The sequence below is a fragment of the Billgrantia antri genome (genome assembly GCF_019430905.1).
Classification (GTDB): Bacteria; Pseudomonadota; Gammaproteobacteria; order Pseudomonadales; family Halomonadaceae; genus Halomonas; species Halomonas antri.
On sequence record NZ_JAHYCA010000001.1, the window covers coordinates 820697 to 838524 of the forward strand.

18 protein-coding genes are annotated in these 17828 nt (G+C 63.7%); 6 read left to right on the forward strand and 12 right to left on the reverse strand.

Features of this window, described 5'->3' with window-relative positions; translation table 11 throughout:
* Window positions 1-28: 28 nt before the first annotated feature.
* Window positions 29-754, reverse strand: coding sequence for an MliC family protein (locus KPL81_RS03810; RefSeq protein WP_219790746.1), 726 nt, complete (start codon window positions 752-754; stop codon window positions 29-31).
* Between the two features lie 108 nt (window positions 755-862).
* Entirely contained in the window at window positions 863-3160 is a 2298-nt protein-coding gene (gene metE / locus KPL81_RS03815) for a 5-methyltetrahydropteroyltriglutamate--homocysteine S-methyltransferase (protein ID WP_219790747.1), read from the reverse strand.
* Window positions 3161-3257: 97 nt separating this feature from the next.
* Here metE and KPL81_RS03820 point away from each other — a divergent pair, with 97 nt between their 5' ends.
* A complete protein-coding gene (locus KPL81_RS03820; protein ID WP_219790748.1) occupies window positions 3258-4172 on the forward strand; it encodes a LysR family transcriptional regulator in 915 nt (304 codons plus the stop codon).
* Here the strand turns inward: KPL81_RS03820 and KPL81_RS03825 are convergent.
* Window positions 4159-5796, reverse strand: coding sequence for an ATP-binding protein (locus tag KPL81_RS03825; RefSeq protein WP_219790749.1), 1638 nt, complete (start codon window positions 5794-5796; stop codon window positions 4159-4161). The two genes, KPL81_RS03820 and KPL81_RS03825, sit on opposite strands and share 14 nt — an antisense overlap.
* Window positions 5797-5799: 3 nt before the next feature.
* Window positions 5800-6513, reverse strand: coding sequence for a winged helix-turn-helix domain-containing protein (locus KPL81_RS03830; protein ID WP_209474116.1), 714 nt, complete (start codon window positions 6511-6513; stop codon window positions 5800-5802).
* A gap of 352 nt (window positions 6514-6865) precedes the next feature.
* Between KPL81_RS03830 and KPL81_RS03835 the strand changes: the two genes are divergently transcribed.
* The 4 genes from KPL81_RS03835 (at window position 6866) to KPL81_RS03850 (ending at window position 12079) form a co-directional block, all read left to right on the forward strand.
* Window positions 6866-9766: a ribonucleoside-diphosphate reductase subunit alpha gene (locus KPL81_RS03835; protein ID WP_219790750.1), complete on the forward strand. Its 2901-nt coding sequence runs from the start codon at window positions 6866-6868 to the stop codon at window positions 9764-9766.
* A 78-nt stretch (window positions 9767-9844) separates the two neighbouring features.
* Entirely contained in the window at window positions 9845-11095 is a 1251-nt protein-coding gene (locus tag KPL81_RS03840; RefSeq protein WP_219790751.1) for a ribonucleotide-diphosphate reductase subunit beta, read from the forward strand.
* 160 nt (window positions 11096-11255) lie between these two features.
* Complete coding sequence (locus tag KPL81_RS03845; RefSeq protein ID WP_209474121.1) at window positions 11256-11585, forward strand: hypothetical protein; 330 nt, start codon at window positions 11256-11258, stop codon at window positions 11583-11585.
* A gap of 62 nt (window positions 11586-11647) precedes the next feature.
* Window positions 11648-12079: an NUDIX hydrolase gene (locus tag KPL81_RS03850; protein ID WP_209474123.1), complete on the forward strand. Its 432-nt coding sequence runs from the start codon at window positions 11648-11650 to the stop codon at window positions 12077-12079.
* A 15-nt stretch (window positions 12080-12094) separates the two neighbouring features.
* On the opposite strand, the gene KPL81_RS03855 is transcribed toward KPL81_RS03850, so the two are convergent.
* Window positions 12095-13348 (reverse strand): cation:proton antiporter domain-containing protein, encoded by a 1254-nt coding sequence (locus tag KPL81_RS03855; protein ID WP_219790752.1) that lies wholly within the window; start codon window positions 13346-13348, stop codon window positions 12095-12097.
* A gap of 144 nt (window positions 13349-13492) precedes the next feature.
* Here KPL81_RS03855 and KPL81_RS20705 point away from each other — a divergent pair, with 144 nt between their 5' ends.
* Window positions 13493-13618, forward strand: a complete 126-nt coding sequence (locus KPL81_RS20705; RefSeq protein ID WP_276314019.1) for a hypothetical protein — start codon at window positions 13493-13495, stop codon at window positions 13616-13618.
* 61 nt (window positions 13619-13679) lie between these two features.
* Here KPL81_RS20705 and KPL81_RS03860 read toward each other — a convergent pair whose 3' ends face one another.
* From KPL81_RS03860 to ispH, 7 genes are all read right to left on the reverse strand, one after another.
* Entirely contained in the window at window positions 13680-14489 is an 810-nt protein-coding gene (locus KPL81_RS03860; RefSeq protein ID WP_219790753.1) for a hypothetical protein, read from the reverse strand.
* Window positions 14470-14811, reverse strand: coding sequence for a pilus assembly PilX family protein (locus KPL81_RS03865; RefSeq protein ID WP_219790754.1), 342 nt, complete (start codon window positions 14809-14811; stop codon window positions 14470-14472). Before KPL81_RS03865 ends, KPL81_RS03860 begins: the two co-directional genes overlap by 20 nt.
* A gap of 14 nt (window positions 14812-14825) precedes the next feature.
* Window positions 14826-15392 (reverse strand): PilW family protein, encoded by a 567-nt coding sequence (locus KPL81_RS03870; RefSeq protein ID WP_219790755.1) that lies wholly within the window; start codon window positions 15390-15392, stop codon window positions 14826-14828.
* Between the two features lie 10 nt (window positions 15393-15402).
* Window positions 15403-15810, reverse strand: a complete 408-nt coding sequence (pilV, locus tag KPL81_RS20710; RefSeq protein WP_219790756.1) for a type IV pilus modification protein PilV — start codon at window positions 15808-15810, stop codon at window positions 15403-15405.
* 8 nt (window positions 15811-15818) lie between these two features.
* Entirely contained in the window at window positions 15819-16253 is a 435-nt protein-coding gene (locus KPL81_RS03880; RefSeq protein WP_219790757.1) for a pilus assembly FimT family protein, read from the reverse strand.
* 7 nt (window positions 16254-16260) lie between these two features.
* The gene (locus KPL81_RS03885) at window positions 16261-16659 is read right to left on the reverse strand and encodes a type IV pilin protein (RefSeq protein ID WP_275951353.1); all 399 of its coding nucleotides are present in this window, start codon (window positions 16657-16659) and stop codon (window positions 16261-16263) included.
* A gap of 164 nt (window positions 16660-16823) precedes the next feature.
* Entirely contained in the window at window positions 16824-17801 is a 978-nt protein-coding gene (gene ispH / locus KPL81_RS03890) for a 4-hydroxy-3-methylbut-2-enyl diphosphate reductase (RefSeq protein WP_219790758.1), read from the reverse strand.
* Window positions 17802-17828 lie beyond the last annotated feature (27 nt).

A 17828-nucleotide genomic window follows, 5' to 3' on the forward strand; every position in this document is an offset into this window, starting at 1 on the left:
GAGGACCTGGCCCATCTTCAGCACCGGGTTACGGCGCGATGCCCTGGCCACAGCCCCGATACGTTTCCCCGTCGATGGTCAGAGTCACGCGCGCAGGAAACGGCTCGCCGCTCATGTCGTCGAAGCAGGCCCGCGCCTCCAGGCGCAGCTCGAAGGGCTGCTGCGTCGCTGCGCTGGCGAGCGCCACCCGGCCGTTGGCGTTGTCCATGCCGGTGACGCGATAGGGCAGCGTCATCTCCCGCGTGCCGTAGTCGAGCACCAGCGTCAGCTCAGGCGCATCGTGAGCCAGGTTGACGTTCCAGCCCGGTTCGTTGCCACGGCCATGGAACATCACACCGGGGCGTTGCTGGCGCGTCAGTGCCGCGCGCGCCATGTCGGCTCGGCAGTCGAGCTTGCCGTTGGCGCTCTCCACCACCGCCTCCCCTCCCTTGTTCCAGAAGCTCAGATCCCCCTGCTGGTAACGCGCACCGCTGGCCACCACCGCCGGCGTCAGGCGATAGGCGCCATGTGCCGACCACAGCCGCAGCTCGCGCTCGCCGAAGGCCGTCACCAGGTCCTGCTGCGGCGTGCAACGCCACGCCTCGAAGCGCTCGGCGCCGCCCGGAAACAGCGCGGAGGGCAATAGCGGCGCCGTGTTGGCGACCTTTTCGGCGGGCCGCGGCCCATCGACCGCGGGCGCGGCACAGCCGCCCAGCAGCAGAGAGCCGGCCAGGAAAAGAGCCGGGGGGAAAGAGGTAGGGATACGAAGCGACATGGCAATTCCTTGAACAGTTCGATCGAACGGCCACAGCATAACAGGCACCGGCACCTGCCGGCCCGGTGCCCGTTTCACGCGTTGCGAACGCAGCCTGCCTGACCGGTGTCAGCCATGGCGGCGTCTCAGTTCGCGTGCCGCCTCGACCATGTTGGCCAGCGCCGGCTCCACTTCATCCCAGCTGCGGGTCTTGAGGCCGCAATCCGGGTTGATCCACAGCCGCTCGACGGGAATACGCTCGGCTGCCTTCTCCATCAATTGCACCATCCAGGCCACCTCGGGCACGTTGGGCGAGTGGATGTCATAGACGCCGGGGCCGATCTCGTTGGGATAGGCGAAATCCCGGAAGGCATCGAGCAGCTCCATGTGGGAACGTGAGGTCTCGATGGTGATGACGTCGGCATCCAGCGCGGCGATGGCGGCGATGATGTCATTGAACTCCGAATAGCACATGTGGGTATGGATCTGCGTGGCGTCCCGCGCCACCGAGGCGGTCAGGCGGAAGCACGCCACGGCCCAGTCGAGATAGGCCTGCCACTCGCCCTGACGCAACGGCAACCCCTCACGCAGCGCCGGCTCGTCGATCTGGATCGCCGGGATGCCGGCGGCCTCGAGGTCGGCCACCTCGTCGCGCAAGGCAAGGGCTATCTGGCGGCAGGTCGTCTCGCGCGGCTGATCGTCGCGCACGAAGGACCACTGCAGCATGGTCACGGGCCCCGTGAGCATGCCCTTCATCGGCCGCCGGGTAAGCGACTGGGCATAGCGACTCCAGGCCACCGTCATCGGTGCCGGACGGCTCACGTCGCCGACGATGACCGGCGGCTTGACGCAGCGCGAGCCGTAGCTTTGCACCCAACCGTTACGGGTGAAGACGTAGCCATCGAGCTGCTCGCCGAAGTACTCGACCATGTCGTTGCGCTCGGCCTCGCCGTGCACCAGCATGTCGATGCCCAGCGCCTCCTGGCGTCGTACGGCATCGGCGATCTCGTCGCGCATCCGGCTTTCGTAGGCCTCCAGCCCCAGTTCGCCGGTCTTGTGAGCGCGCCGGGCCGCACGGATCTCCGCGGTCTGGGGAAACGAGCCGATGGTCGTGGTGGGGAACAGCGGCAGGTCGAACACGCGACGCTGGGCCCGGGCTCTGACCGGGTAGGGGTTGTCGCGTGAAAGCTCGGCGTCGCCGACCCGGGCCAGGCGCTGGGCCACCTCGGGTCGATGCAGCCGCGGCGAGGCGCGTCGGGCATCCAGGGCCGTGGTGGCGGCGGCCACCCGGGCACGATCCTCCGCACCGGCGCGATTGCCCAGCAGCCGCGCCAGGGTCACGGTCTCGTCGAGCTTCTGGCGGGCGAACGCCAGCCAGCTCTTGAGCTCCTCGTCGAGCCCTTCCTCAGCTTCCAGATCCACCGGCACGTGCAGCAACGAGCACGAGGGCGCCAGCCACAGCCGCTCGCCCAGGCGCATGCGGGCATTGGCCAGGCGCTCATGCAGCGCGCCCAGGTCGGCGCGCCAGACGTTGCGCCCATCGATGGCTCCTATCGACAGGACCTTGTAACCGGGCAGGTTGTCGAGCACTGCGGTCAACTGATCGGGGGCGCGTATCGCGTCGATGTGCAGGCCTTCCACCGGCAGGTTCACGGCCAACTGCAAATTATCCCCAAGCCCGCCGAAATAGGTCGCCACCAGCAGCTTGACCGGCGCGGCGCGCAGCACGTTGTAGGCCGCCTCGAAGGCCTGTCTCCACGCCAGTGGCAGATCCTGCACCAGCGCCGGCTCGTCGAGCTGGACCCACGCCACGCCCTGCTCGGCCAGGCGCGCCAGGATCTCAGCATAGACCGGTAGCAGCGACTCGAGCAGGCTCAATCGGTCGATGTCCTCCTCGCACGCCTTGCCCAGCCACAGCCAGGTCAGCGGCCCGGTCAGCGTCACCTTGACCGGATGCCCCGCTGCGCGGGCCTCGGCCACCTCATCGAACAGCCGCGAGCTGGCCAACCTGAACGATTGCCCAGCATGCAGCTCGGGCACCAGATAGTGATAGTTGGTATCGAAATACTTGGTCATCTCACAGGCGGTGGCAGGCGTCCCGCTGGGTGCCCGACCACGCGCCATGCGAAATTGCGTATCCAGGTCGACCTCGCCGCGGGCGACTTCATCCTGTGCATTGAAGCGCGGCGGTACGGCGCCCAGCAATACGGACACATTGAGAATCTGATCGTAGAAGGCGAAATCGCCCACGGTGACGAAGTCCAGACCGGCGTCACGCTGCGCTTGCCAGTGCCGTGCTCTCAGCTCACGACCACAGGCTTCAAGACCGGCGCGGTCGATTTCGCCACGCCAATAAGCCTCGAGGGCATGCTTGAGTTCACGCTGCGGGCCGATTCGCGGATAGCCAAGAACATGAGCTAATGTCATGATAAATCCCTTTGCGCATGAATGATGTCGCAAAGTCTCGCCGTCGCATCATGGTGAATCAAACTAAATTTATTAACTTTCAAGATGAACAAAGATCATGATTGAACTTCGCCATCTGCGAACGCTGATTGCCCTGCGCGATGCCGGCTCGCTGGTGGAAGCTGCCGAACGGGTACACCTGACCCAGTCCGCCCTGTCTCACCAGATCAAGGATCTGGAGGAGCGCCTGGGCACGGCGCTGTTCGTGCGCAAGACCCGTCCGGTCGAATTCACCCGCGCCGGCCAACGCCTGCTGGCCCTGGCCGAACAGGTGCTACCGCTGGTACGCATGGGCGAGCGCGACGTGGCCCGTCTGATCGGCCACGAGCCGGGGCGACTGCACATGGCCATCGAGTGCCACAGCTGCTTTCAGTGGCTGATGCCAACCATTGACCATTTTCGCGATCACTGGCCGGAAGTGGAGATCGACATTCCCGGTGGACACCACTTCGACCCGCTGCCGGCGCTGGCTCGCGAGCAGCTCGATCTGGTCATCACTGCCGACCCGCAGCCGCTCTCGGGGGTCTACTACGAGCCGCTGTTCCGCTACCAGGGCCTGCTGGCTGTCGCACGTCAGCATCGCCTGGCCGAGCGAGCCTTCGTCGCGCCCGAGGACCTCGCTGACGAAACCTTGATCACCTATCCGGTGGAGCATGCCCGCCTGGACGTATTCACCCAGTTTCTCGACCCCGCCGGCGTGCGCCCACGCGAGATCCGTACCGCCGAACTCACGGTGATGATGATGCAGCTGGTGGCCAGCGGCCGCGGGGTCTGTGCACTGCCCAACTGGGCGTTGACGGAGTACCTGGAGCGCGACTACGTCAAGGCGGTAGGTATTGGGGAAGCGGGCATGTGGAGCACGCTGTATGCCGCCATACGCGAGGAGAGCCGTGAACAGCCGTGGATGGAGGACTTCCTGCGCACGGCCCGCGAGACATCGTTCGCCGTGCTGGAGGGAATCAAGCCTGCCTGACCGGCAGCTTGGCCCTGCCGGCCGGCCCCAGCGGCAGCAGCAACGAGAAGCGCGCTCCGCCCAGTTCCTGGCTGTCGTCGACCACCACGCTTCCACCGTGCCAGGCCATGATCTTCTGCACGATGGAGAGTCCCAGGCCATAGCCCCCGCTGCGCCGGGTACGACTGTCATCGAGCCTCGCGAAGGGCTTGAAGATGGCCTGCCTCTCGCCGGCCGGCACGCCGGGCCCGTCATCCTCGATGTCCAGGCGCACCAGACGCGATTCCAGCGTGATCCGCACCAGCACCCGTGAGTGGGCGTGTCGACAGGCATTGGCCACCAGGTTCTGCAATGCCCGCTGCAGATAGCGCGGATCGGCCTGGACCTCAACCTCCTCTCCCGGTGCCAGCGTCAGCCGCAGATGGGCATGCAGCGGCGACAGCGTCTCGATAACCCGTTCGGCGACGGCACGACAGTCGACCTGAGTGCGTTCCAGCTCGGCCCCGTTGACCATGCCGCTGTCGAGCCTCGCATAGGTGAGGATTTCGTCAATCAGTTGGTCGAGCTCCTCGATGTCGCTGTCGATGCCATGCAGCTGACGGTGGATGGCAGGATCATCGGTCATGTCCTCGACCATCTGCATGGCGAAGCGAATCCGCGCCACCGGCGTGCGCAACTCATGGGACACCGCGCGGATCATCTCCTGCTGCGAGCGAAGCAGCGACTGCACCTGGGCCGCCATGGCGTTGAAGGCCATGCCGACCCGCCCGATGAAGCCACCGGCATCGACCTTGACCCGGGTATCCAGGCGCCCGCTGGCGATGCGCCCCGCCGCCAGCTCGAGCCGCGCCAGGCGCGCCTCTACGCCGCGCACGATCAGGTAGATGATTGCCGCCAGCACACCGAGCATGATCACCAGAACCAGCAGCAGCAGCGACGTCGGGGTCGGCTCCAGCGCCGAGACCGGACCGATCGACAACCACTGGCGAGAGCCGTCGGCAGCCGGCACGGCGAGATGGACGGTCAGCGCCCCTTGCCCCGGCATCAGGCGGATCACCAGTTCGCCATCGCGCAGACGGGTGAGCTGATGGCTGTCGAGCCCTTCGGGTGCCAGATCGTTGAGGCGTATCGGCAGAGCCTCGCTGGTCACGCCCTCGAGGCGTCGACGGCGGGCCTCGCCGTCGACTTCGGCCAGCCAGTCGCCGAGCATCTGTGCCAGCCCGCGTAGCTGGCGCTCGTTGAGTCCCGAGAGACGAGCTTCCAGGATGCGCTCTTCACGCGGCAAGCGGCGATAGAGCCGCCAGTCCCCCTCGGCCAGCACCTTCACCAGCACCCGGCCTCGCTCGACCCGTCGGAGCTCGAACCAGCCGAGCTCGGTCTCCTCCGGTTCGCGCAAGGACAAGCGCATGTTGAGCATGTCGGATTGCTGCGTCAGCCACTCACCGCGCTCATGGGCCGGCAAGGCCGCCACCCGCCAGGTGAGGAGCTGCAGCGGTGCTTCGGCCAACTGTTCGCGGTACTGCTCGACGCGTACCCGATCGACCAGCGCCAGCCCAATGAGGGCCAAGCCAAAAGTCAGCAGCAGTGCCAGGGCCAGGGCCAGATAGACGCGCAGGAAGGAGCCATCGGCCAGGAACCGCTGCATCGGTCAAGCATCCTTGACGAATAGATAGCCCTTGCTGCGCACCGTCTTGATACGGTGTGGATGATTGGGATCGTCGCCGATCTTGGGGCGAATGCGTGAGACCCGAACGTCGATGGAACGGTCCTGGCCGTCGTACTTGATGCCCCGCAGGTCGCTGAAGATCTCCTCGCGGGTGAGCACCCGCCCGGCGTTGCTGGCCAGCAGCCACAGCAGATCGAACTCAGCGCTGGTCAGGTCGATACGCTCGCCCTGAAGCCAGGCTTCCCGTGTGGCGCTATCGATTTCCAGGTTACCGAAGGTGAGACGCGCCTCGCCGGATTGTTCGGCGTTCTCCGCACGGCGCAGCAGCGCCCGCATGCGCGCCAGCAGCACCCGGGGCTGAACCGGCTTGGGCACGTAGTCGTCGGCCCCCATTTCCAAGCCCAGCACCTGATCCATGTCGTCGGTACGGGCAGTCAGCATCAGGATCGGCCCGGAGTAGTCGGGCCGGGCCCGGCGACAGATCGACAATCCGTCCTCACCGGGTAGCATCAGATCGAGAATCACCAGATCCGGCTGCAGCGTCAGTATCTGGTCGACACCCCGTGAACCCTCGGCCTCCACCGTGACCTTGAAGCCATTGGATTCCAGGTAGTCGCGGGTGAGTTCAGCCAGGCGCACGTCATCCTCGATAATCAGCACGTGTTCCATGTCGCTACTTTCCAGGTTGTCATCCATCCTAGTCATCCCCGTGCTGGGCTTCGTTATCACTCGGGACACCCTGTCCCGCCAATTTACAGGTCAAGGATACCCGAAATAGGTTCTTTCGCCTGCCTTTCATGCCATTTCGCGTCCTTGTAGCTTGCCAGCGAAGCATAGCCCGGACTCGGGCAACAACCCAAAGGATGCCCCCCGCCGAGTCACAGCTCACCCACAGGTTATCCACTTGAAGGCGACGTAAAAGCACACTATCTTGTGCCTTCATAAGAGAACGACACAAGATGATGTGCATTTACCAAGCCTCGCTTCGGCTGTCAATGCCTTCGTCGTCATACACCTCCTCTCCCCACGCAGAAGGGATTATCGGTTCATGGAACTCCAGACCCCCGACCCGACCGACCTGTCGCTCACGGCCCCGCAAGCCCTGCGCGTGATCAAGCGCAACGGCGACGTGGTGTCCTTCGATGCCGGCAAGATCGCCGTCGCCATGCGCAAGGCCTTCATTGCCGTGGAGGGCGACAACGTCAGCGCCTCTTCGCGGGTACGCGACTTCGTCGAGCAGGCGAGCCAGAGCATTGCCGCGGCCTTCCTGCGCCGCATGCCCGATGGCGGCACCCTGCACATCGAGGACATCCAGGACCAGGTGGAGCTGGCGCTGATGCGTGCCGGCGAGCAGAAGGTGGCCCGCGCCTACGTGCTCTATCGCGAGGAGCACGCCCGCGCCCGGGCCGCAGCCGGTGCCGATATCGAGAAGCCGCACCCCTCGCTGAACGTGACCTTGGCCGACGGCAGCCGTCGTCCGCTGGACCTCGGTCGCATCGAGACGCTGGTATTCGATGCCTGCGCGGAGCTCGACAACGTCGACCCCAACCGCATCGTCGAGGAATCATTGAAGAATCTCTATGACGGCGTCTCGGTGGATGGCGTGTCCCAGGCACTGATGATGACCGCGCGCACGCTGGTGGAGAAGGAGCCCAATTACACCTACGTCACCGCACGCCTGCTGCAGGACAGCCTGCGTCGCGAGGCGCTGTCCTTCCTTGGCATCGCCGAGGAGGCCACCTTCGGCGACATGGCCGAACTCTACAAGCCGGCGTTCCAGGCCTACGTGGCCCGCGGTATCGAGTTCGAGCAGCTCGACCCGAAGCTTGCCGAGTTCGACCTCGAACGCCTCGGCGAGGCGCTTGACCATACCCGCGACAACGCCTTTACCTACCTCGGCCTGCAGACGCTCTACGACCGCTACTTCATCCATCGCGACGACGTGCGTTACGAGCTGCCCCAGGTAATGTTCATGCGCGTGGCCATGGGGCTGGCACTGAACGAGGATGATCGCGAGGCGCGCGCCATCGAATTCTACGAGCTGCTCTCCAGCTTCGACTACATGGCCTCCACGCCGACCCTGTTCAACTCGGGCACCGTGCGCAGCCAGCTCTCCAGCTGTTACCTCACCACCGTGCCCGACGAGCTGGACGGCATCTACAGCGCCATTCGCGACAACGCCCTGCTCTCCAAGTGGGCAGGCGGCCTGGGCAATGACTGGACGCCGGTGCGTGCGCTGGGCTCCTACATCAAGGGGACCAACGGCAAGAGCCAGGGCGTGGTGCCGTTCCTCAAGGTAGTCAACGACACCGCGGTGGCGGTGAACCAGGGCGGCAAGCGCAAGGGCGCGGTGTGTGCCTACCTCGAGACCTGGCACCTCGATGTCGAAGAGTTCCTCGAGCTGCGCAAGAACACCGGCGACGACCGCCGCCGTACCCACGACATGAACACCGCCAATTGGGTGCCCGACCTGTTCATGAAGCGGGTCTTCGACGACAAGGAGTGGACGCTGTTCTCGCCCGCCACCTGTCCCGACCTGCATGACCTCTACGGCGCCGCCTTCGAGCAGCGCTACGAGGAGTACGAGGCGATGACCCGCTCGGGCCAGCTCAAGCTGTTCAAGCGCGTACGCGCCAAGGACCTGTGGCGCAAGATGCTCTCGATGCTGTTCGAGACCGGCCACCCGTGGATCACCTTCAAGGATCCGTGCAACCTGCGTAGCCCGCAGCAGCACGCCGGCGTGGTGCACTCCTCCAACCTGTGCACCGAGATTACCCTCAACACCAGCATCGACGAGATCGCGGTGTGCAACCTCGGCTCGGTCAACCTGGCCCAGCACGTGGTCGACGGCCAGCTCGACGACGCCAAGCTGAGGAAGACCGTGCGCACCGCGGTACGCATGCTCGACAATGTCATCGACATCAACTATTACGCGGTACCCCAGGCCAAGAACTCCAATTTCAAGCATCGCCCGGTGGGACTCGGCATCATGGGCTTCCAGGATGCCCTCTACGCCCAGGACATCGCCTACGCCTCCGAGGAGGCGGTCACGTTCGCCGACCGCTCCATGGAGCTGGTCAGCTATCACGCCATCGAGGCCTCCAGCGATCTCGCTGCCGAACGCGGCCGCTACCAGAGCTTCGAGGGCTCGCTGTGGAGCCAAGGCGTACTGCCGATCGATTCAATCGAGAAGCTGAAGCAGGAACGTGGCGACAAGTACATCGAAGTCGATACCTCGACCACCCAGGACTGGGGCCGCATTCGCCAGAAGATCGCCGAGCAGGGCATGCGCAACTCCAACGTGATGGCGATCGCTCCCACCGCGACGATCTCCAATATCTGCGGCGTGTCGCAGTCGATCGAGCCCACGTATCAGAACCTCTACGTGAAGTCGAACCTCTCCGGCGAGTTCACCGTGGTCAACGCCTACCTGGTCCACGACCTCAAGGCTCGCGGCCTGTGGGACGAGGTGATGATCAACGATCTCAAATACTACGACGGCTCGGCCCAGCCCATCGAACGCATTCCCGACGACCTCAAGGCCAAGTACGCCACCGCCTTCGAGGTGGAGCCGAAATGGCTGGTGGAGGCCGCCGCGCGGCGCCAGAAGTGGATCGACCAGGCGCAGTCGCTGAACCTCTACATCAAGGGCGTATCGGGCAAGAAGCTCGACGTGACCTACCGCATGGCATGGTTCCGCGGGCTCAAGACCACCTATTACCTGCGCGCCCTGGGCGCTACCTCGGTGGAGAAGTCCACTGTCGACCGCGGCACGCTCAATGCGGTGAGCAACCAGGCACCTTCGGCCGCTCCGGCACCGGCTCCCTCCGCGGCACCCGCCCGCGAGCCGCGCGGCGTGGAGGACTTCCTGACTGGCAAGGCGGGCAGTGGATCCCGCGCACCGAGCGCTGCGGAGATAGACGATCTGGGTTGCGAGGCCTGCCAGTAGGTGAATGACTGACTTCGCACGCAACGAATTTTTCTGATCCGAACGATAGCTCGGATCAAGCCAAATAAAGGTGAAGCCATGCTGAACTGGGACGAATTCCACGAGGACGAAGCCACCGTCGCCGAGCAGCCGGCCAAGGCCACGCCGGCGCCTGCCGCCAAGCCGCAGCCCGCCGCGGCTGCCACTGGCGGTGAAGTCAAGGAGAGCAGCGGCAGCTACAAGGTGGCCGAAAGCGACCGCCTGGCGCGGGCGCGCAAGTCGCTCGAAGAGCTCGACGTGGCCGCTGGCCTCGAGGAGCTGGAGATGGGCGCTGCGCGTATCGAGGTCAGCGACAAGCAGATGATCAACGCCCGCGCCGACCTCAACCAGCTGGTGCCCTTCAAGTACGAGTGGGCATGGCAGAAGTACCTGGACGGCAGCGCCAACCACTGGATGCCCCAGGAAGTGAACATGAACGCCGACATCGCCCTGTGGAAGAGCCAGGACGGCCTCACCGAGGACGAACGGCGCATCGTGATGCGCAGCCTGGGCTACTTCTCCACCGCCGACTCGCTGGTGGCCAACAACCTGGTGCTGGCGCTGTATCGCCTGATCACCAACCCCGAGTGCCGCCAGTACCTGCTGCGCCAGGCCTTCGAGGAAGCGATCCACACCCACGCCTATCAGTACTGCGTGGAGTCGCTGGGCATGGACGAGGGCGAGGTCTTCAACATGTACCGCGAGGTGCCCTCGGTGGCCGCCAAGTCGGCCTGGAGCCTCAAGCACACCCAGTCGCTGGCGCGCCCCGACTTCAACACCGGCACGCCCGAAACCGACCAGGAGCTGTTGCGCAACCTGATCGCCTTCTACTGCGTGACCGAAGGCATCTTCTTCTATTGCGGCTTCAGCCAGATCCTCTCGATGGGCCGGCGCAACAAGATGACCGGCGTCGCCGAGCAGTTCCAGTACATCCTGCGCGACGAGTCGATGCACCTGAACTTCGGCGTCGACATGATCAACCAGATCAAGATCGAGAATCCGCACCTGTGGACGCCCGAGTTCCAGGACGAGGTCACCCAGATGATCCTCGAGGGCACCGAACTCGAGATCGCCTATGCCCGCGACTCCATGCCCCGCGGCGTGCTGGGCATGAACGCCGCCATCATGGAGGAGTACCTGCACTTCATCTGCAACCGCCGCCTGGCCCAGATCGGGCTCAAGGAGCAGTTCCCCGGCGCGCAGAACCCGTTCCCGTGGATGAGCGAAATCATCGACCTGCGCAAGGAGAAGAACTTCTTCGAGACCCGCGTCACCGAGTACCAGGTCGGCGGCGCGCTGAGCTGGGACTGAGTCACCCCCACGTGCCCCACTCGCTCGGGTGGGGCAATCGCCAACCGACACAGGAGCCAACGCCTTAAGTAGTTTCCCATCGCCAGCCACTGGCCATGCCGCCGTTTTCGCTACACGCCCTGGCTGGAGCCTTGAACACTGATGCAGTGAGGTAAACGACATGGGCAGTTACTACGCAAGTATCACTACCCAATCCGATGGGGCACTCGCTCCTCGTGACTCCCAGGCCTGGCAGCATGCCCTGGCACTAGCGCTGGCCGCGCACGACAGCGAGGACGCCCTGGCCCGCTATCCTCATGTGGCCTTCGCCTTCCCCTCTACCGCCCCCAACCCCTATACACGCGAATATCCGCTGCTCGACTATCGTGAGCTCAAGGAGTGGGCAAGCTCGCGGGGCTGGCGAGTCCGCCCCGCTCCCGAGCGCGCTCCGGCGGGTGAAAAATACAGCCCTCCGGTACGCTTTACGCGGTTGCCTTCGCGCTATCACTGAGGTGCTGCCACACGCCCCGACGAATATCGGGCCGAGCCATCCACACAACAGGAACCGCGCCCATGAGCCAAGCTCCTCAGGCCACCGTGCGTATCGCCGCCGCCCTGATTCTCGATGACGAAGGCCGCCTGCTGCTGGTGCGCAAGCGTGGCACCGAACGCTTCATGCAAGCCGGCGGCAAGCTCGAACCCGGCGAACCCGCCGCGGCGGCGCTACGCCGGGAACTGCACGAGGAACTCGGCCACCCCCCGACTGCGCTGCAGCCACTCGGCGAGTACACTGCCCCCGCCGCCAACGAGCCAGGCTGCCAGGTTCATGCCTGGCTGTTCCTGGCCACGATGCCGCCGCAGGTCGCACCGGCAGCCGAGATCGCCGAACTGCGTTGGGTGACGCCCCGGGAGGCACAGCAGCTGCCTCTGGCGGCTCTCACGCGCGACCACGTCCTGCCGCTGGCCATTCGCTTGAGCCAGACGGTCCCCATGCCGTCGTCGTGATGGAAAAGTGCTCTGTCAGTGCCGATCCTCGGTCGCGTCCCCGCGTCGCCTGCTGCACCAGCGGCCATAGCGCCGAGCGAACGGTGTCGCGGTGATGCCGTGGGCCACCATCGAGACCGCGACGATCAGGGAGCCTATCGTCCAGGCCAGATCGTAGCCAGTGCGACTCGTAACCAGGGTGGCGTAATAGAGCGCCGAGATACCGATCGGGCCGAACCAACCCATGATCAAGCTGATCGGCCAGTCCCTCAGCGCCGGTAGCCAGGGCCGCAACAGGAGGAGGATGGGCAGACGGCGGAGCAGCAACACGAGCAGGGCCAACAGCCCACCCTGCAGCCCCAGTGCCTGCCACTCTCCCCAGGGCGCAATCAGCCCGAACAGGATGAAGGCCGGCAGCGTCAGCAGGATATTGACCGCCTCTTGGACATTGTCTTCCTCACTACGCTCCTGCCCGCCTACTTCCTGATCGAAGGCCAGCCCGGCGGCGAAGACGCCGAGAATACTATTGGTGCCCAGCAGCGCGCCTACACCCAGCACGAAGATCGTCAACGCCACGGTAATCGAAAGAAAGGAGGGCTGATCGAGATAGCCACGCTCTTCCGACCAGCGCAATGCGCGCCCTGTCGCCCAACCCAGCGCGATGCCGACCAGCACGCCCCCGCCCACTTCCCATAGCCAGACTCGGCCGAACCAATCGAGCCAGGCATCGCCTGTGGGTGCGGTTAATAGCAGGATCGGCAACAATACCAGTGGATAGGCCAGCCCATCGTTGGCGCCGGACTCACTGGACAATAAATGACGAAAGGAACCCGGCAGATTCTCCTTGGCTACCCCGCCGGTGACGATGGAAGACGCCAACACCGGATCGGTGGGGCATATGGCGGCTCCGACCAGCAGTGCTGTCAGCAGCGGCAATCCCAGCGCCCCATAGGTGAGCAAGGCACTGATGAGACACATAGCGGGCATGCCGATGGCCAGCAGGATCGATAGCGAGCGCCAGTGAGAGAAAGGGTAATCGGGAGGAAGCCTCAAGGCGATACCCATCAGGCTGATGCCTAGCGTGATGCGTGCTGTCTCTTCCATCAACTTCTTGCTATCGCCCCAGGTCCGGGGGTCGAGCAAATCCATCGCTTCCGGTCCCAGCGCGACACCAAGCAGGAAGGCAAGCAAAGGAACCGATAGCCAGGAGCGATCCAGCGGGCTCGACAACAGGCCCACGACAAGCACCAGGCCACCCACGACCGCGAGCGCTATGTTCAAATGCTCCATGCCGACTCCTTTCGCTCCGTGCCAGGCTTCCTCTAAACTAGGCAACTGAGCATCAGGCGTAAACCGTCGACAGTACCAAGCAGGGATTGCGTGGTACGCATCCCTGCCCTAAAGTAGTTTCATTTTCAACTAAAGGCAGACGGCATGAACAACGGTAAGTCCCCAAGGAGCGTCATCAAGCGGATCTACGTCCCGACCCACGTGCGCGAACTCCCCAACGGCGAACGGGTAACCGTGCCCGGCCATTACCGCAAGCCCTCGTCACCCTGAGTTAGCAGGCCTCCCCGGGCGGATGCCCCCATCAACGCCACGTGGCGACAATCGCCCGGGCTCAGTACCAAGCAACGATTTTCGGATCGGCGGGCAGAAACGTATCCAGATTGGTCACATTGTCGAGACTGGTGAAGTCGATGCCGCCATTACTGCGAATATAAGTGCCCGCGACGATGGAACCATAAAGGTTGGAGTTACCGTTCTGGCGAACATAGCCAGCAGCCCAGAAGACACCGTGGTTGTCAGTATTGCCATTGAAGGTAATGTCCTGGCCGGCAATCACGAATAGGCCTATTTCGCTTGCTGCATCACCGCTCGACGTGGCACCGTTCATGGTCACGTTGCCGGTCGCGACCAAGGTGACCTTGCGACTACCGATGGAGCCGCCCTGCACGGTGAGGTCACCACTACAGTATACGGTGCTCCCTTCGGCCAGCGCTCCGATCGATACATTGCAGCTATTGATGACACCGGAGCGCTGCTGATACTGGTTGAATATCGCCGGATCATAGCTCTTGTAGCAATGCCGCTCCGGCTCCGTGTCGCAGGCGCTGATGTCTTCACCCTCGGGTCTGGCTCCGGGCAGCGGAACCTCGACCATCATGTCGGTGCCATCGGTCACCGTTGCCTCCGAACCGGATCGCAGCCTGATATCGACATACCCATTCGAATGCACGTTACCGATGACGGTAGACTGGCCAGTCACTTCGATGTAATCGGCGCTGAGCAGACCATTGGTGAAGGCGGGATTGGGGCCGGGCGTAAACTCGACGCGGGCAGCAACCGGCTGACTCACAGCCGCCAGGTCGCCTCCGCCGACCACGGCGCCCATGCCGACGATGTAGTAGTCACTGCCATCCCTGAGCATAGTAGTAATGACAGACGATGTTGCCGCTACAGGCATTCGCCGAGACGTCGCTCAGCGACGTGAACTGCGACCAGCTGTAGGCCTCCACCTCGGAGAGAGTGCGCGTGGCATCGAAGTCGCTGACGCTCACTCCGCTGCCGTTTGCCCCCCAGCCGGCAGAAATGGCCTGCTCTGCCCCCATCTGGGCTTCGGTCGCCGCCTTGTAGTTGCCCGCCAGGCGCTCGTCGATCAATGAGGACTGGATGCCCGATAGGCCCAGCATCAGGGAGCCCGCCAGCATCGAGAGCACGACAACCAGTGCAGCACCGCGTTGTGTCTGCATCACTCCATCCTCATTTAGTTAATCGCCTCATTGCGGTTAACTGCGTAGAAGACAAACTCATCGGAGCCAGTACCTTCCAGGCTGGAAACCAGACGGAAGGTTAATTGCCAGACCCCCCCTCCTTCATCGGTGGGCATTGGGAAACCATTAGATGTAAAACCCTCTGCAAGAGGCTCTTCAATGGTAACACCATTACAACCTACCCACAGATACAAAGAACTCCCGTCTCCACTGCTTTCCACCCAGTAGCGCTTAGTGACATCTTCCCCTTCATTGCATGATGGTGAGCTGACGTCTCCACTATTGGGGACAATAACTTCGAACTTATCACCGTTTACGTTGACTACATTTAAAGAAGAAGCCCTTCTCACGTCTCGAATCAGAGCCTCGGTGGCGAAGGTCAGTGCGGCCTGCTTGTTGCCCAGCAGTTCGGTCTGGCGAAAGGTCTGAAACCCCATCAGAAACAGCTGCCCCGCGCCCAGAACGATGATCAAGCCGATCACCAGCGCCACCATCAGCTCAACCATGGTGAAGCCAGACTGGTGATGGGAAACGTGGCGAGGAAAGCCTGATGGGACCATGATGCGCCTCTTATAGGTTCAGGTCAGGCAAGCGAAACTGATAGACGAAGCCGACACCGGTTTCACCGGGGCTATAGCGATCCTCCTGCCAGCGAACGGTCACCGTATAGTCGCAATCCGTGCCGCCGATAGCACTTCCGCCGTCGAAAAGCAGGGTGCCGAACCAATTCCCTCGCCAGCCGCCCTCAACCGTGCTCGCGGCCGGGCACGCTTTGTTGCTGTCCGCTGCAAGTTCGGCCCAAGCACGCTCCTGCGCATCTATCGCCGCCAGGCTGACCACGGCGCGCTGATAGCCCATATGGGCACTCTGCAAAGCCCGCAGCTGCATGGCCGCCACGCCGAGCAGCCCAATGGAGAGGACCAACACCGCTATCAGCGCCTCGACCAGCGTAAAGCCTGACTGAGCGTAACGTCTCATCGCGCTCCTCAACTCGTCGGTTTGCCGATACGGCCGGTGGTACTTACCCGCAGATCGAGATTGCCGGCATCGCTGTGATCGACGCTGATGTCACAGCCGGACGTACAATTCGCACGCCGCCCCAGCGCGTTGAAGGTGATGTTCGTGCTGGTGAGACTGACCTGCCCGTCACCGCCCGAGCGAATGGCGATATCGCTGCTGTCCGCCGTGGTGATCCGGTATTCCCAGGGGCTGGACTGAGTCACTCGAAAGGTCACGCTCTCGCGCCGCTTGATGGCCTCGCTGCGGGCTTGATTCAGGCCGGACAACACCACGTTGTAATCGGCTGCCAGCCGGTTGCGAGCCAACATTCCCTGAAACCCAGGTACGGCAATAGTGGCGACGATCGTCATGACGGCGATCGTCACCAGCAGCTCGATCAGTGTGAAACCGGCACTTTTCATCGCTCTGTTACCAGCAGTCCGCAGGACTTCTGACGCCCTGGTGGTTCAAGGTCAGGTTACCGGAGCATCCATCAGGGCCACGGCCGCTCTTGAGCGATGCCGTCAGGGTGTATGTCGACGCTGCGCTCGTCAGGGAGATGGCATAATTGCCGTCCGGGGAGTCGGAAATGGTGGTGCAGCTCGCATAGGAGTTGTTGACCGTGTAGCAACGCTCGAGCTGGCCGGCCGCCTCCATGAGCCCCGCATGAGCATCGGTACGCGTCGCTCGCTCCACGTAACCGCGATAGCTCGGAATCGCAATCGACGCCAGGATCGCGATCACGGCCACGGCGATCATCAGCTCGATCAGGGTAAAGCCTCGGGCGCGACGAAGCCGGCCATGGGCCGGACGGGCGTGGGTCGTCACTCGGCGCGCCTCCGCTGATTGGTTACACTTGGTTTCAGTATGTATCATGACCACCAGCTCTGCTAGAGACGCCATGAAAAAAGCCGGGGCAGACCCAGCTTATTATTCTCACATGGCATGAGAAAACTCATACCTTCGGGTGGCGTCGTACTTCCCACCTTTTCTCAGGATAGCGAATCGCTGGCGATGACGCGTTCACGCAGCTCACGCGGCATGGAGAAAGTAATCGTCTCTTCGCGGCCGGCCAGCTCCTCCGGCGCCAGGGCGCCCAACCCCTGCAGCCGTTCGATGACGCCCTTGACCAGCACTTCCGGCGCGCTCGCCCCGGCGGTGATGCCCACGCCGGTGATGCCTTCGAGCCAGGCCGGGTCGATCTGGCTGGCGTCGTCGATCAGATAGGCCGGGGTGCCGACCCGCTCGGCCAGCTCACGCAGGCGGTTGGAGTTGGAGCTGTTGGGACTGCCCACCACCAGCAGCAGGTCGCAGCCGGCGGCGAGTTCACGCACCGCATCCTGGCGGTTCTGCGTGGCGTAGCAGATGTCGTCCTTGCGCGGCCCCTGGATCTCGGGAAACTTGGCGCGCAGGGCGTCGATTACCCGGGCGGTGTCGTCCATGGAGAGCGTGGTCTGGGTAACGAAGGCGAGCCGGGTGGGATCCTTCACTTCGAGGCGTGCGACGTCCTCGTCATCCTCCACCAGGTAGATGGCGCCGCCATGGGCAGTGTCGTATCGCCCCATGGTGCCTTCGACCTCGGGATGCCCGGCGTGACCGATGAGGATGCACTCCTGACCGCGCTTGGCGTAGCGCAGGACTTCCATGTGCACCTTGGTGACCAGCGGGCAGGTGGCGTCGAACACCTTCAGGCCGCGCCGCTCGGCATCTTCCTGTACCGCCCGCGAGACACCATGGGCGGAGAAGATCACGATCACGTCGTCGGGCACTTCATCGAGCTCCTCGACGAAGATGGCGCCGCGCTCGCGCAAAGTGTCGACCACGAAGCGATTATGCACCACCTCGTGACGTACGTAGATGGGCGGGCCGAAGACGTCCAGCGCACGGTTGACGATCTCGATGGCGCGGTCGACGCCGGCACAGAAGCCGCGGGGATTGGCCAGCCGGATTCGTACGGAGTTAGCTTGCATGGTTACGTCGCCTTGATGCGTCAGGGC

Bases quoted from the DNA above. Each gene is read 5' to 3' on its own strand.
- pilV (WP_219790756.1), bottom strand. From the start codon at position 15,810: ATGAGACGTTACGCTCAGTCAGGCTTTACGCTGGTCGAGGCGCTGATA.
- KPL81_RS03810 (WP_219790746.1), bottom strand. From the start codon at position 754: ATGTCGCTTCGTATCCCTACCTCTTTCCCCCCGGCTCTTTTCCTGGCC.
- KPL81_RS03830 (WP_209474116.1), bottom strand. From the start codon at position 6,513: ATGGATGACAACCTGGAAAGTAGCGACATGGAACACGTGCTGATTATC.
- ispH (WP_219790758.1), bottom strand. From the start codon at position 17,801: ATGCAAGCTAACTCCGTACGAATCCGGCTGGCCAATCCCCGCGGCTTC.
- KPL81_RS03845 (WP_209474121.1), top strand. From the start codon at position 11,256: ATGGGCAGTTACTACGCAAGTATCACTACCCAATCCGATGGGGCACTC.
- KPL81_RS20705 (WP_276314019.1), top strand. From the start codon at position 13,493: ATGAACAACGGTAAGTCCCCAAGGAGCGTCATCAAGCGGATCTACGTC.
- KPL81_RS03855 (WP_219790752.1), bottom strand. From the start codon at position 13,348: ATGGAGCATTTGAACATAGCGCTCGCGGTCGTGGGTGGCCTGGTGCTT.
- KPL81_RS03820 (WP_219790748.1), top strand. From the start codon at position 3,258: ATGATTGAACTTCGCCATCTGCGAACGCTGATTGCCCTGCGCGATGCC.
- KPL81_RS03870 (WP_219790755.1), bottom strand. From the start codon at position 15,392: ATGGTCCCATCAGGCTTTCCTCGCCACGTTTCCCATCACCAGTCTGGC.
- KPL81_RS03880 (WP_219790757.1), bottom strand. From the start codon at position 16,253: ATGAAAAGTGCCGGTTTCACACTGATCGAGCTGCTGGTGACGATCGCC.
- KPL81_RS03850 (WP_209474123.1), top strand. From the start codon at position 11,648: ATGAGCCAAGCTCCTCAGGCCACCGTGCGTATCGCCGCCGCCCTGATT.
- metE (WP_219790747.1), bottom strand. From the start codon at position 3,160: ATGACATTAGCTCATGTTCTTGGCTATCCGCGAATCGGCCCGCAGCGT.
- KPL81_RS03865 (WP_219790754.1), bottom strand. From the start codon at position 14,811: ATGCAGACACAACGCGGTGCTGCACTGGTTGTCGTGCTCTCGATGCTG.
- KPL81_RS03835 (WP_219790750.1), top strand. From the start codon at position 6,866: ATGGAACTCCAGACCCCCGACCCGACCGACCTGTCGCTCACGGCCCCG.
- KPL81_RS03825 (WP_219790749.1), bottom strand. From the start codon at position 5,796: ATGCAGCGGTTCCTGGCCGATGGCTCCTTCCTGCGCGTCTATCTGGCC.
- KPL81_RS03840 (WP_219790751.1), top strand. From the start codon at position 9,845: ATGCTGAACTGGGACGAATTCCACGAGGACGAAGCCACCGTCGCCGAG.
- KPL81_RS03860 (WP_219790753.1), bottom strand. From the start codon at position 14,489: ATGCTCAGGGATGGCAGTGACTACTACATCGTCGGCATGGGCGCCGTG.